The 14,044-nt window shown below is 67.5% G+C and carries 11 protein-coding genes; 2 read left to right on the top strand and 9 right to left on the bottom strand.

Features of this window, described 5'->3' with window-relative positions; genetic code table 11:
* Nucleotides 1-19: 19 nt before the first annotated feature.
* Nucleotides 20-3,274, bottom strand: coding sequence for a TonB-dependent receptor (locus JW792_RS14665; protein ID WP_135995058.1), 3,255 nt, complete (start codon nt 3,272-3,274; stop codon nt 20-22).
* Between the two features lie 410 nt (nt 3,275-3,684).
* On the opposite strand from JW792_RS14665, the gene JW792_RS14660 reads away from it, so the two are divergent.
* Nucleotides 3,685-5,238, top strand: a complete 1,554-nt coding sequence (locus tag JW792_RS14660) for an ArnT family glycosyltransferase (RefSeq protein ID WP_135995059.1) — start codon at nt 3,685-3,687, stop codon at nt 5,236-5,238.
* On the opposite strand, the gene msrA is transcribed toward JW792_RS14660, so the two are convergent.
* The 4 genes from msrA to JW792_RS14640 all read right to left on the bottom strand — a co-directional run bounded on the left by msrA (nt 5,235) and on the right by JW792_RS14640 (nt 9,260).
* A complete protein-coding gene (msrA, locus tag JW792_RS14655) occupies nt 5,235-5,876 on the bottom strand; it encodes a peptide-methionine (S)-S-oxide reductase MsrA (RefSeq protein ID WP_135995060.1) in 642 nt (213 codons plus the stop codon). The genes JW792_RS14660 and msrA overlap by 4 nt on opposite strands.
* 75 nt (nt 5,877-5,951) lie before the next feature.
* On the bottom strand, nt 5,952-6,896 hold the full coding sequence (gene argC / locus JW792_RS14650) for an N-acetyl-gamma-glutamyl-phosphate reductase (RefSeq protein ID WP_135995061.1): 945 nt from the start codon (nt 6,894-6,896) through the stop codon (nt 5,952-5,954).
* A complete protein-coding gene (locus tag JW792_RS14645; protein ID WP_135995062.1) occupies nt 6,893-8,251 on the bottom strand; it encodes an acetylglutamate kinase in 1,359 nt (452 codons plus the stop codon). Before JW792_RS14645 ends, argC begins: the two co-directional genes overlap by 4 nt.
* 1 nt (nt 8,252) lies before the next feature.
* A complete protein-coding gene (locus JW792_RS14640) occupies nt 8,253-9,260 on the bottom strand; it encodes an N-acetylornithine carbamoyltransferase (protein ID WP_192900956.1) in 1,008 nt (335 codons plus the stop codon).
* 180 nt (nt 9,261-9,440) lie between these two features.
* Here JW792_RS14640 and JW792_RS14635 point away from each other — a divergent pair, with 180 nt between their 5' ends.
* Nucleotides 9,441-9,788 (top strand): hypothetical protein, encoded by a 348-nt coding sequence (locus JW792_RS14635; protein ID WP_135995064.1) that lies wholly within the window; start codon nt 9,441-9,443, stop codon nt 9,786-9,788.
* On the opposite strand, the gene JW792_RS14630 is transcribed toward JW792_RS14635, so the two are convergent.
* From JW792_RS14630 to JW792_RS14615, 4 genes are all read right to left on the bottom strand, one after another.
* On the bottom strand, nt 9,785-11,290 hold the full coding sequence (locus JW792_RS14630) for a L,D-transpeptidase family protein (protein ID WP_241094986.1): 1,506 nt from the start codon (nt 11,288-11,290) through the stop codon (nt 9,785-9,787). The two genes, JW792_RS14635 and JW792_RS14630, sit on opposite strands and share 4 nt — an antisense overlap.
* Before the next feature lie 103 nt (nt 11,291-11,393).
* A complete protein-coding gene (locus JW792_RS14625; RefSeq protein ID WP_135995065.1) occupies nt 11,394-12,479 on the bottom strand; it encodes a ferritin-like domain-containing protein in 1,086 nt (361 codons plus the stop codon).
* Between the two features lie 149 nt (nt 12,480-12,628).
* Complete coding sequence (locus JW792_RS14620; RefSeq protein WP_135995066.1) at nt 12,629-13,582, bottom strand: sterol desaturase family protein; 954 nt, start codon at nt 13,580-13,582, stop codon at nt 12,629-12,631.
* Nucleotides 13,566-14,021: a hypothetical protein gene (locus tag JW792_RS14615; protein WP_135995067.1), complete on the bottom strand. Its 456-nt coding sequence runs from the start codon at nt 14,019-14,021 to the stop codon at nt 13,566-13,568. The genes JW792_RS14620 and JW792_RS14615 overlap by 17 nt, the downstream gene beginning before the upstream one ends.
* Nucleotides 14,022-14,044: the final 23 nt, after the last annotated feature.

Genomic DNA, 14,044 nt, shown 5'->3' with positions numbered 1-14,044 from the left:
GGGTCTTCCGGCTACGAGATCAGAACTCGTAACGGATGCCGACGCGGATCTGGTAGAGCGAGTCGAACTCGTTCTTGTCCGACGCCGGCTGCGGGTCGAACTCGTTGTAGCGGTAGACGCACGAGCCCTGGCTGACGCAGGTCGTACGCGGAGCGTCCCCGGTCAGGGCCGTCGCAGCGTCCACGCCGTTCGCCGCCACATCGGCCGCCGAGACCAGGTCGGCTTCCACGATCCCGAGCTGGCCGAAGCTGGCCGCACCGAACTGGGTGCCCCAATCGGAATTGAGCAGGTTCGGGAAGTTGATGATGTCGAGGACGAGCTGGAAGTTGTTGTCGCCCACGAAGCGGCCGACGCCCGGGATGCCCGGCAGTTCCTGCTGGACGCGGAAGTCCCACTGCTGGTTCCAGGTCGAGGTCGCCGAGTTGACGTCGTGGATCTGGCCCTGCGGAGCACCGACCTGGTCGACGAAGTCGAAGAAGCCGGTCTGGTCGAAGCCGGAAGCGAACACCACGTTCGGATCGCCGCCCTGCGTCGGGATGTAGAGCGGGTTGTTGTCGAACGGGCTCTCGAAGTCGCCGGCGCGGCCGAACAGGGCGTTGCTGGAGCCGACATCGAAGGTCAGCGTGTAGGGCACGCCCGAACGGATGGCGCCGAACACGTCGAAGCGCGTGGTCAGGTCGGCGATGAAGTCACGCTCGTAGTAGAGCGAGATCTTGAAGGAGTCTTCCACTTCCCAGAAGGAGGTACGCGCTTCGGGGTTGTTGCGGTCGACCGCCGTGATGCCGCGCCAGTTGGAGATGCCGCGCGAGGAACCGCCCTCGGACAGCCACTCGATGTCCTGGTAGGCGTAGGACACGAAGAAGCCGGCGCCGAAGTCGAAGTCCTTCTGCAGGCTAACGGTGAACACGTGGCTCTCGCTGCCGTCCGTGTTGCCGAGCTCGGTCAGGTTGGAGATGCCGAGGGCCTGCAGGTCGGCGTAGATCGTCCGGCCGTCCGGCGCGACGCCGGTCGGCAGGGCCGCGGCCAGCTCCGTCTGGGCGAGGTTCGTCCAGATGAAGTTGTTCTGCGGCACGGTCAGCAGGTACTGGGCGGAAGCCACGTAGCCCTCACCCAGGTTCAGGCCGAACCAGTTGGCATCGAACTCGTGATCCACGCGGATGGAGGCTTTCCAGTCGGCCGGGATCTCGAAGTCGTTGGCGATGACGTCGATCACCGTGCCGTCCTGCGCGGCAACCGCGTCGAGCAGGTTCTGCGGGACGTCGAGGTTCGGCAGGGCGACGCCGCTCTGGGAGGCGCTGCCGGTCTTGCCCTGGAAGGCGTTGGAGATCCAGACCTTCGGCTCGCCGCCGGCAAACAGGCCGAAGCCGCCGGTGACGGTGGTGTTGTCGGTCGGGGTCCAGCGCGCGGAGATCCGCGGCATGATCAGGTCACGCCCGTCCAGGTTCTCGCCCGTGGTGCCGGCGCCGTACAGGGTGTCGATGTCCGCATCCGTGGGAGGGGTGTCGTCCTGCACGAAGTACTCGTAGCGCAGGCCGAGATCGACCGACAGGTCCGGGTGGATCTGCCAGGTGTCCTGGACGAAGGCGGTGTACTTCTCGAGCGCGAACGCCGCCGAGGCGTCGTTGGCGTCGTTGCTCGTGGCGTTGTTGTAGTTGATGACCGGGGTGTTGTTCCGGACGTCGTCGAGCGTGTTGTAGATGAAGCGGCCGTTCGAGCTCTGGACGAAGAGGTTGTACAGCTCGTAGTTCTCGTACTCGCCGCCGAATGTGATCAGGTGATCGCCGACCTGGTAGTCACCCTTGCCGAACAGCTGCAGGCGTTCGTCGGCGAACTCGTTGGCGTGACGGAAGCGGTCGCAGCCGCCGACGAAGAATTCCTGGCTCGAACCGGTGATCATGCCGTCGAACGGGCTGCCGGCAAGATCGGCCTCATTCAGGCGGAATTCCAGGTGCGGCTGGTCGGAACCGGCGCGGCAGATCTGGCCGCGGGTGAACTCCTTGAAGCTCGCGCGGAACTGGGTGGAGAAATTGTCCGTCCAGTCCGAGTACAGCTGGCCGGAATAGGCGGTCAGCTCGACCGGGATGTCGTACCAGGCCGACACGAAATCCTGGCGGCCCACCGAGGTGCCGGTCTCTTCGGTCGACTGGTAGGTGAAGGACGCGCGGTGGTCTTCGTTGATGTTCCAGTCGATCTTGCCGAGCAGGCGCTCGGAGGTCACCGGCGTGGAGACGGTGTCCGGACGGCCCTGCATGTCGAAGCCGAGCTCGGACTGCACGAAATCGTTGAAGGCGCTGTAGAAGGCCGGATCGATGTCGTCGTCGATGTCGTCCTGCGCGAAGGCGCGGCCGGACCCGGACTCGAACTCGTCATAGGCGACGAAGAAGAACAGGCGGTCGCGCACGATCGGGCCGCCGAGCGTGAAGCCGTATTCCTTTTCCTCGAACGGGGCCACGGTGATCGTGGTGTCCTCGGTCTCGTCGCCGTAGAAGCCCTCGTCCTGGTAGTAGTAATAGGCCGAGCCGTCGAACTCGTTGGTGCCCGACTTGGTGGTGATGTTCACCAGGCCGCCGGTGAAGCCGGAAACCTCGACCGAGTAGTCGGTGGCCACGAGCGAGGCGGATTCGATCGTGTCGATCGAGATCGGCGAACGCTCGGTCGCGTAGGTGTTCGAGCCGAGGCCGAAATCGTCCTGCTGCAGCGCGCCGTCGATGGCGAGGCCGTTGAAGCGCGGGTTGGTGCCCGCCACGAACAGGTTGCCTTCGCCGCCGGAGAAGGCGAGCGGGTCGCGAACCAGGGTCGCGATGACGTCGCGGTTGGCCGCCGGCTGGTTGGAGATGTCGGAGGCGGAGAACACCGAGCCGACGCCGTTGTTGAGGTCCAAGCGGTTGATCGCCTGGCCGGTCACGACGACGACGTCGGTGATCTGCGGGTTCAGGGCGATCGTCAGCGGGGCGTTGGCACCCGGCACGAAGCGCAGGCCGTCAATGGCTTCGCCCTCGAAGCCGGCGGCGCTGACCGTGATGGTGAAGGGGCCGCCGACGCGCAGGCCGGACTGCGCGAACGCGCCGGTCTCGTTGGTCACCGTGCGCGAGGCCGTGCCGGATTCGGTGTGGATGATCGTGACCGAGGCGCCCGCGATCGGGTTGCCTTCGGCGTCGACGACCGAGCCGCGCAGGCTGGCGGACGTGGACTGGGCGTGGACGGCGGCGGTTGACGCCATCGCGAGGAGCGCTGCGGCAGAGGCGCCGTAGGCGAGCTTCTTGAAGAATGCCATGGGTGTTGGTCCCCCTAATCGACCGGGTGAGTGGAACAGGCAGTGCGCCCGAATACCGTCGCGTCGCTTACGGCCCGCCCTTCACGGTTCGGTGACATGAATGTGAAGCTTATGTGACGGTGCGGATCGTCTGTCCATCCGGATGCGGACGGGCGATTCGGGCTTCCGGAACCGGAGGGGCGCAAGATACCGGCCCTGGACATGATCGGGGCCTGCAGGAAGGCCGGGCACGCCCCTCGCGAAGGGCCGGCCGGGGGGTGTGCGGCGCGGTCTTCGGTTCTGAATTTTCGTTAATGAGCGTGGCGCGGCTGCAACGGTTCTTGCCCGCCGCCGGGGAGGAATGAAAACCCCTGGTAGTGCGGACGAGAGAGGCTTTGACAGCGCCCGCCCTATCGTCGAAACAGCCCGCCATGAGCGCGAACATTCCCCTCGCCCCCGGCTCGGCGTCCCGGCCGCCGGAAATCCTGGCCGCCGGCCTGGTGCTGGCGGGGCTGCTGGTCCTGCGCATCCTCGCGATCGCGCTGGACCCGAACCAGCTCTATGCCGACGAGACGCAATACTGGATCTGGTCGCGCAATCTGGACTGGGGCTATTTCTCCAAGCCGCCGATGATCGCCTGGGTGATCGCGGCGACGACCGCGCTCTTCGGCAATGCCGACTGGGCCGTTCGCCTGGCCGCGCCCTTCCTGCACACGATCACCGCGACCCTGCTCGGCCTGACCGCCGCGCGCCTGTTCGGGGCGCGCGCCGGGATGTGGACCGCGATCGGCTGGGCGACCCTGCCCGCCGTCTGGCTGTCGGCCACGGTCATCACCACCGACGCGGTGCTGATGGTGTTCTGGAGCGCCGGGCTCTATTGCCTCGTCCGCCTGCGCGAGCGGCCCGAATGGACAAGCGCGATCGTGCTCGGCGCCGCCTGCGGGCTCGGCTTCCTGTCGAAATACGCGATGATCTATTTCCTGGTCGGGACCGGACTCGCCATCCTCGCCGACCAGCCGGTGCGGCGCGCCCTGGTCGGCCTGAAGGGCCTCGCTGCAGGACTGATCGCGGTCGTGATCGTGCTGCCGAACCTCGCCTGGAACGCCGCGCACGACTTCGCGACGGTCTCGCACACCGCCGCCAATGCCAACTGGGGCGGCAGCCTGTTCAATCCGGGCGAGCTCCTGGAATTCCTGCTCGACCAGTTCGGCGTGTTCGGCCCGGCCTTCTTCCCGGTCCTGATCGTCGCGGCGGTCGAGGGGCTGCGCCAGGAAGCCTTCGAGAGTGCGATGCGCCGGCGCGTCGTGCTCGCGCTCTACTCCGCCCCGGCGCTCGCCGTGGTCTCGATCCAGGCCTTCATCAGCCGGGCGCACGCCAACTGGGCGGCCTCGGCCTATGCGGCCGGGCTCATCCTGACGGTCGCATTCCTTCTGAACGGTCCGAAATGGCGCCGCTGGGTGCTCTGGGGGTCGGTCGCGTTTCACAGCGCGGCGGGTCTTCTCATGATGGCTGCGGCCGCTTCGGTCCCGCTTTCGGAGACGCTGGGCATCGCCAACGCCTTCAAGCGCGTGCGCGGCTGGGACGTCACCGCCGAGCGCCTGACCGATGCCTTCGAGCGCTCCGGCGCGGACGCACTCGCCTTCGACAACCGCAACGACTTCCACCAGATGCAGCGCTATGCGCAGGGCATCGACGCGCCGCTCTACATGTGGCTGCGCCATGCCGGCCCGATCAGCCATGCCGAGCAGGGCTGGCCCCTGCCCGAGGGCATCGAGGGCGAGATCCTCGTGGTCTCCGAGCGGCCCGAGGAAATTCCCGTGATCCGACGCGATTTCGAGCGCTTCGAGCGCTTCGGCGAGATCACCGTCGATCTCGGCGGCAATCGCGAGCGCCATTACGAACTCTTCCTCGCCCAGGGCTACGACCGCGAGGAACGCAGCGCCGCGTACGAGGAAACCATCCGCTCCGAGCGCGAGGAGGGCTAGCCGGAGATCCCGCCGGCCTCCTCGCCCCAGATCTCGCGCAGGCGCTGGTCGCGCCCGCAGCCGAAGCGGTAGCGCTGATAGCGGATCGGGTTCTTGTCGGCGTAGTCCTGGTGATAGGCCTCGGCGGGCCAGAAGTCGCCGGCCTGTTCGATCTCCACCGCGATCTCCCGGTCGAAGCGGGCCCGGACCTGCTCGAGGCTCGCCCGGGCGGCCTCCATCTGCCCGGCGTTCACCGGGAAGATGAACGGGCGGTAGCTGTCGCCGCGGTCGCAGAACTGGCCGGTGGCGTCGAACGGGTCGACATTGCGCCAGTAATGGTCGAGTAGCCTCGAATAGGAGATTTGAGCGGGATCGTAGACGACACGAACGGCCTCCACATGGCCGGTCTCTCCATAGGTAACGTCCTCGTAGCTCGGGTTGGACGTCTCGCCGCCGGTATAGCCGGACACCGCCTCGATCACCCCGTCGAGCTTTTCGAAATCGGCCTCGGTGCACCAGAAGCAGCCCGAGGCGAAGATGGCCTGTTCGGCACCTTCGGGGATATCCGGTTCGGGCGGCCCGGCCTCGGTCTGCGGCTCCTGCGCGCAGGCGGCGGCGATCAGGGTGAGCGGCACGGCGAGAAGGGCGAGGATACGCATGACGGCCTCCGTCGGGTTTGCCCCCTAACGTGGCACACCTCAGAGCGTTGCCAAGTCACAGGAGGGTGAGCGGCCTCACGCCAGCGCCTCGAACTCCTCCAGCCCGAGCGCCAGGGCGAGGTTCTGGATCGCCTGCACCGCCGCCCCCTTCAGGAGATTGTCGAGCGCGCACACGACCGCGCCGCGCCTGCCGTCTTCGCTCAGCGTCCAGCCGCCGATCGCCGCGCCGTTGGCGTTCGCCCCGTCGGCGATCTCGGCCGGGCGGCCCTGCACGAAGCCGATCAGCGGCTCGCCCTCGTAGGCCTCGCGGTACGCCGCCTCGAACGCCTCGAGTGTCAGCGCCTCGCAGAACTCAAGCTGCGCCGTCACCAGCAGGCCGCGGAAGAATTGCGCGACATGCGGGCTGAAGCGCACATCGATCTCCAGGTGCCGGGCCATCTCGCGCTCGTGCAGGTGCCCCGCGAGCGCGTAGGGCATGAGATTGTCTTCCAGGAGTTTCGTATCGTTCCTCCGGGTCGGCGTCGTGCCGGCGCCCGAATAGCCCGACACGCCGAACAGGTGGACGGGGCCGCGGAGCCGGTCCCTCAGCGGGGCGACGGCGAGCTGGCCGGCCGTGGCGTAGCAGCCCGGATTGGCGATGCGCGTCGCGCCCGCCAGCCGCTCGCGGCCGTAGATTTCCGGCAAGCCGTAGACCCAGGTCCCGTCGAAGCGGAAATCGGCCGACAGATCGACGATGACGGTCTGCGGCGCCGTCCTTTCGATCGCCTCGACATAGGGCGCGGCCTCGCCATTGGGCAGAGCCAGGATCACCGCGTCGGCCCCCTTGCCCGCCACCTCCTGCGGCCCCAGCGCCTCGAAGCGCAGCTCGCGCGGCGCTTCGGGAGCAAGGCTCGTGACCGTCTCCCCGGCCATCGCGCGCGAGGAGGCGAAGACCAGGCCGAGGCCGGAGCGCCTGGAGAGCAACGCGATCAGCTCGCGCCCGGTATGCCCGCGTGCGCCGACGAGACCGACCGTCTTCATGAGGCGACCCTTTCCTCCAGCGTGGGCGGCAGGGCGGCGATGGTCGTCACCATCTCGGGAATGCGCGACAGGTCGTCCTCGCCGCGCCAGAACACGACCCAGCGCCCCGACTTCACCGCGCCCTGGCAGACCGCGTAATAGAACTCGTTGACCGGGTTATCGATGCGCGAACGCCAGTAGAGGCGCGGTGCATAGGCGACGAGGCGTTTCCAAACCGCTCCGCCCAGCCCCTCCCCGCGCGCCGCGTCGAGCACGGCGAACTTGTCGAGGTAGACAGTGTCGCCGAGCCGGCTGGTGATGGCGGCTGCGCGATAGCTTTCGGAGACGAAGGCGCGGTCGAAGTCGAGGCGATCGAAATAGTCCTTCACCGGCGGACGCCCGAAGGCCTGCGCGATGAGGGCACGAGCCCGATCCTCGTCCAGACGCCCGCGCTCGGTGATCTCCAGGATGTTCTCCCCGCGGCGCACCAGCGTGCCCGCCCCGGCATGGGTGAACAGCTCCTTGGTCAGCGCGTCGGGCCGCGTGATCGAGACCGAGCTGGACAGCGGCAGGTCGTCGAGCAGGCGCTTGATCTCCTCCATCTTCAACCGCATGCCGCCGGACACCCAGTCGGACGCCATCAGCGCGTCGTAGTCGGTGGTCAGGTTGATCGCCGAGATCGGCGCGCCGGTCTCGTCCAGAAGGGCACCGGTGCCGGTCAGGAAGATCACCTTGTAGGGCTGCAGCTCGTGCACCAGCGCGCGCACGGCGGCATCGGCATTGATGTTGACCATCGTGCCGTCGCTCGTGTCGCCGAGGCAGGCGAGAATGGGCGCCTGGCCGGCCTTGGCCGCGGCGTGGACGAGATCGAGGCGGATACGGCTCGGCTCGCCGACCCGGCCGAGCTCGGCCTCGTCGATCAGCTCGGCCTCGAACACGCCGGAGGGGATCGAGGCGGCACGCCCGCCCTGGTCGCGGATCGCCTGGACAAGGCGCACATTGAGATCGGTCAGCGTCTCCCGGATCACAGGGATCGCCTCGGGCGGCGTGACCCTGAGACCCTTCTTCCTCACCGTCTCGATGCCGGCCTCACCGAGCGCGGCATCGAGCTGGGGCCCGCCGCCGTGCACGACGATCGGGGCGAGACCGACGGTCTGCAGGAAGGCCAGCGCGGCCGAGAGCGGCTCGAGCTGTTCCTCGATCACCGCGCCTCCGACCTTGACGACCGCGAAACGCTCCTGGTCGACTTGGGAGAAACGGTTGAGATACTCGCGGATCTCCTTGCCGTCGCGCATGTGGGAAAGCAGCTGCACGATGGCCGAGCGCACCGGCGCGCCGGTGCGGCCCCGCTCGTTGGCAGTGGAATCGTTGGCCATGCTAGTTCGTGGTTCCGCGTGCGAGGGTTTCCATGATCGCCTTCTGGACGTGGAGTCGGTTCTCCGCCTCCGATATCCCCAGGAAGGCCTGCGAATCCACAACCGCGTCGGCGATCTTCACGTTGCGCCGCATCGGCAGGCAGTGGCTGACGACGCCGTCGTCGGTCAGCGCCATCTTCGCCTCGTCCACCATGAAGCCTGCCCCCTTTGCCCGGTAGGGGGCCTCGGCCTCCCACTGGCCGTAGAAGGGCAGCGCACCCCAGCTCTTGGCATAGACGGCATGGGCGCCGGAATACGCCTCTTCCACGTTTGTGGTCAGCGAGAAACGGCAGCCGGCGTCCGCGCAGAAGCGCTCAGCCGCGCCCATGTAGCGCGGGTCGAGCGTGTAGACCTCGTCCGGAACGAGCATGCGCACGTTCATCCCGAATTTCGAGGCGATCAGGATGGCCGAGTTCGCCACGGCGGTGTTGAGCGGCTTCGGGTGCGGCACCCAGGTCAGCAGGAAGTCCTTGCCGCGCACGTCGCCCAGCCGGTCCTGCAGCGCCATCATCAGGGCGAGTTCCTGGCAGGGATGGACGATGGTCTCCATGTTGATCACCGGCACGGTCGCGTATTTCGCATAGGCGGTGATCAGCGGGTCCTCGCGCTCGGCCTGCCAGTCCTCGAACTTGGGAAAGGCCCGGATGGCGATGAGGTCGACATAGGAGGAGAGCACGCGCGCGGCCTCCTTCACGTGCTCCTCAGGGCCCTGGTCCATGACCGCCCCTTCCTCGAACTCGACCGGCCAGACACTGCCGCGCGCATCGAGCACGATCGCGTGGCCGCCGAGCTGGTGGGCGCCGAGATCGAAGCTGGTGCGCGTGCGAAGGCTCGGATTGAAGAAGAGCAGCGCGATGGACTTGCCCTTCAGCGCATCGCCCCTGGGCGAATCGCGAAACTCGCGTGCGCGGTCGATCAGGCTCTGAAGCTCGCTGCGGGACCAGTCCTCGGTGGACAGAAAATGGCGCATGGGCAAGGCTCTTCCGGCTGGACGTTACCGCTATCGCGTTTAAGGCCGCCCCGCCGCGATGGCAAATGGCAGCGTCGGCCCGGCTGCGTATCTCCCCGCAACATCCCGGGCGCGTCAAACGTTGCCCACGCAGCGCGCGAGTGCGCGCCGCCCGGTACAGCCCACGCCAAGGAGGCCCCGATGCAGCAACGCGGCGATCAGCTGAAGGACGAGAAATACGTCGACGAGGTCCTCGAGATCGAGACGCTCGAAATCCAGGACGACAGCCCCAACCGCCTCGTCATCTCGGCACGCGGACGGACGAATTCGGACCGCTGGTCGAGGCCGCGCCTTGTGGCCCGCAACCACGTGAATCCGCCCGCCGACGGGATCCAGGAGTTTCATTTCTTTGCCAGTCCGCCCGGCAGCGTGGACACCCGGAACACCCCCGAGATCAAGGCAAACGGCGCGGTCGACCCGGTGCCGGAATGGCTGGAGGGCGTGCGCGTCCTTGCCGACAAGAACAGCCTCGAGAGGCCGCTCGACTAGTCGAGCGCGGCCGAGGACAGGCCCGTGGCGGCCGGCGCGGGCTCGGGATAGCGCCCGTCCAGCGCCGCGACGAGCGCCCTGTCGCGACCATAGACGTCGTGCACGAAGCGCACCCCGCCGAACCGGTCGGCGACAGCGGTGAAGTAGAGGATATGCACGGGGATCGGGCGGTCGAGCCAGACCCGCGTGGTCTCGTCGGTCGCCATCACCTCCTGCAGGCGCAGCCGCGTCCAGCCGGGCTCGTTCTCCAGCACCCACCAGGCAAGGTCGGCGGGATCCTTCACCCGGACGCACCCGGCCGAGTTGTCGCGCTGGGCGTCGGCGAACGCGTCGCGGTGCGGGGTGTCGTGGATGTAGACATTATGCCGGTTGGGGAACATGAACTTCACCTCCCCCATCGCATTGCTCGGGCCGGGGAGCTGGATGAGCCGGTAGCGGCCCCGGGCCCAATCGGCGTCGTAGGGGCTGACCACGCCGCCGGTATCCAGGCTGACCAGCCGGTAGCCGTCGGACAGGGCCGCGGCGGGGCGGTAGCGCATCTGGTTCATCAGCGAGGAGCCGAGCCCCGCCCCGGCATACCAGACCGGATTGATCTCGATGTAGCGCATGGTGTCGGAGAAGACCGGCGTGCGGCTGTACCCCGCCCCGATCTGGATCTCGTGCTCGCGCACCGGGGCGCCTCCGCTCCAGCTCTCCAGCCGGTAGTCGGCGATGTTCACGCGGACATGGCGCTCGCCGAGATCGTGGGTCAGCCAGCGCCAGCGTTCGAGATTGGCCCTGAGCTGGTCGATGCGCCATTCGGCCGGCGTATTGAGTTCGGCGAGCGTCGCAGGACCGAGCCGGCCGTCGGCGGCGAGCCGCATGCGGGCCTGGAAGCGCATCAGGGCGGTTTCGAGCCGCGCGTCGAACGCCGCCCCGCGCCGCCCCGGAACCTCGAGAAGGCCCAGCTGGTGCAGGCGGGCGCGCAGGGCGTCCACGCGCGGCCCGCGATCGCCGCGGGCGAGCGGCGGACCGTCCGGCACCGGGATCGGGCTCTCCGGCAGGGTCAGGCGATAGATCAGTTCCTGGCGCAGGGCCTGGTAGTCGGGATGGCCGGGGGCGAGAGCTTCGAGCGCCTCGTGGGCCGCCTCGCTCTCGAGAGCGCGGGCGAGCCAGGCCTCGATGTCCTGGTCGACCACCGCAGCGGTCCAGTCCGGATCGAGCCGGCGCGGATCGACCCGGCCGAAGGCGAGATCGCGTGCATAGGCGCGGAAGATGTCGGAGGCGATGCGATCGCGCTCGGTGCCCGCGTCAAGCGCGGACAGGCGCGCGGGGTCGCCGTAGTCGCGCGGGTCGAGCCCGTGGGTCCAGGCCTCCGACAGGGCATAGACCAGGCTGTCGATCGCGCGGTCGCTCCAGACAGGCTCCTGCGCACGAGCCGGTGCGGCAAGCAGGAAGAGCCCGCACAAAAGGACCGCGCCCTGACGCATCGCCCGGATCAGGCTTTCAAGACCGATGGCCATCCCCGCCCCTCGCACGCACCACTCGCGGCGCCCGACCGGATTATTAACAAGAAACGCCCCGGCGCGACAGCGCCGGGGCGATGAGGCCGGCATTCCGCGAAATCTATTCCGCGTGCGCGGCGACCGCGGCGATATAGTCGCGGCGCGTCTTGTTGGCGTCGATCTCCCGCGCGATGCCCTCGTCCTGCTTCTGCAGGGTTTCGGGATCGAGTTCGGCGAACTGCATCACGCCCATGTCCTCGTAGGCCTTGCGGATTCTCGGACCCCAGAGGCCGATATCCTTCACGATGGGCACGATGCGCTGGAACAAGAGGGTGCGGTAGAGCTTCACGATCTCCGACTGCTGGGTGAATTCCTCGCACTCCTCGACCGGCAGGCCGAGCGTCTCGTAGACGACATTGCCCTGGGTCATGCGGTCGCGCATGAGATAGCAGGCATCGACGAGGAATTCCTCGCGCTCGTCGCGTTCCTTCTGGGTGAGCTGGGGATAGTAGTCGCGAAGCGAGAGCCGGCCGAAGGCGACATGGCGCGCCTCGTCTTCCATGACATAGGCGTTGACCATGCGCGCGAGCGGGTTCTGGGCGATGTCGCGGATCGTGCCGAAGGCGGCGAGTGCCAGTCCCTCGATCACCACCTGCATGGCGAGATAGGTCATGTCCCAGCGCGAATCGCGCAGCGCGTCGTTGACCAGCTCCTCCAGCGGGGTGGTCATCGGATAGGCGACGCCGAACTTGGTCATCAGCTTGCGGTAGGCCTCGACGTGACGGGCCTCGTCCATGACCTGGGTCGCGGCGTAGAATTTCGAATCGAGATCGGGCACGGACTGGACGATCTTGGAGGCGGCCAGGAGCGCGGCCTGCTCGCCCTGCAGGAACTGGGAGATGTTCCAGGCCTGGCCGTGCCGGCGCATCTCGGCCTTTTCCTTGTCCGTCATCCTGTTCCAGACGTCCGAACCGTAGATCGGCACCGCCTCGTCGGGCATCTGCATCGGGTTTTCGGGGTCGAGTTCGAGTTCCCAGTCGATGCGGTTGACCGCATCCCACTGCATGTCCTTGCCCTTCTGATAGAGGTGCATGAGCGTGGTGCGCCCTTCGTCGAAGCGCCAGTCGAAGACGGCGTCGAACTCCTGGGGCACGTGCCAGTGGGGGTCGATGTCCGGCATCGGGTAGAGGTCGCGCAGGGCCGTCATCTCGAAATCTCCTCCAGTATCGCTTGCTGGGACCGGCGCGACGGGCCGCACCGATGTCCCCCATCGCTCCGCCCGTTGTGAACCCGGCTCGTGAACGATGTTCGCGAATTGTATAATGGTCGAAAGACAGCCCCGCTGTCCAGTACCGCCTATTCGGCCGGAACGCGCTCGGTGCGCTCGCGCTGCCGATCCGGCTCGCCGGCGTTGCCTGCACCGGCCTGCAGGGCGGCCCACCTGGCCTTGATGATCTTCGAGGAGTCCCGGCTGCCGTCCGGCGACCAGCCGGGCGGGCCGAGCCAGTAGCCCAGCGCCTCGCGCAGGGTTTTCGCCGAGCGCACGTCCTTGATGATGCCCCACCATTCGTGCATCGAGATGACCCACGGATTGTGGGTGCCGAGATTCTTCACGATGCCGTAGCGGCAGGGCTCGTCCTCGCGCTCGGGTTCGAACGTGCCGAACATCCTGTCCCAGACGATGAACACCCCGGCATAGTTGCGGTCGAGATAGCGCGGGTTCGTCGCGTGATGGACGCGGTGATGGGAGGGCGTGTTCATCACCGCCTCGATCGGGGCGGGCAGTTTGCCGACCACCTCGGTGTGAATCCAGAACTGGTAGACCAGGTTCAGCGCGCCGACGAAGGCGACCATGGCCGGCGGAAAGCCGATCAGCACCAGCCACGAGCCGAAGAAGATGAACTTGAGAGTGAGCGGGCTGAGCCAGGGCTGGCGCAGCGCGGTCGACAGATTGTAGTGCTGCGAGGAGTGATGCACGACATGGTCGGCCCACCACCAGCGTACGGTATGCGCAAACCGGTGCGACCAGTAATACACGAAATCGTCGAGCACGAAGGCCAGCACGAAGGCCCACCAGGCATAGCCGATCTCGAGCAGGGCAAACCGCTCGAGGAACACGAACCAGGCGATCGATACGAAGCCGAGCGCGATGCCGGAGACGACATTGCCGAAACCCATGACGAGGCTCGCCGCGGTATCGCCGGGCTCGAACTGCGCCCTGCCCGTCACCCGCGCATAGATCATCTCCGCGATGATCAGAGCGACGAACACGGGGATGGCCAGAAGGATCGGGTCAGGCAGGTTCGGCATGGCCGTCTCGGCTCGCAGAAGTGAAGCGCGCGGCCCTTTCGGCCCAGCGCGCGGCGATGTCGGCGTCGTGCAGTGTCGTCACGAAGCGCGGAAATGTGAAGTCGGCCAGATGCAGGGTGAGCGTCGCGCCCTCCCGGGTCACGGCGATGAGCTCGCCGGGCCGCAGCGCCCGGGTCACGCACCGGTCGCCGCGCGCGAGCACCAGGCCGAGACGGTCGCCGTTTCCCTCCTCGACGAGGGCTGCGGCCCCGTCGCTTCCCAGCACGCCCTCGCCGGCCACGAACCCCACGACGTCCTCGGCGAGGCGCCTGCCCGCGGCCTCCAGGCTGTCGAGCCGCGCCGGCGTCCAGCCGCCGAGGCGCCGGTTGAGCAGGACCAGGCCGGTGATCGACAGCGCGGAAATGGCGAGGACCAGGGCGAGGATGACTGGGTCGTTCATGGGTCTCGCATCCAGAGCCGCAG

Origin of the sequence: Marinicauda algicola, assembly GCF_017161425.1 — a bacterium.
Classification (GTDB): domain Bacteria; phylum Pseudomonadota; class Alphaproteobacteria; order Caulobacterales; family Maricaulaceae; genus Marinicauda; species Marinicauda algicola.
Note: the sequence above shows the minus strand (reverse complement) of the source record. Positions and strands in the feature narration are given on the sequence as shown.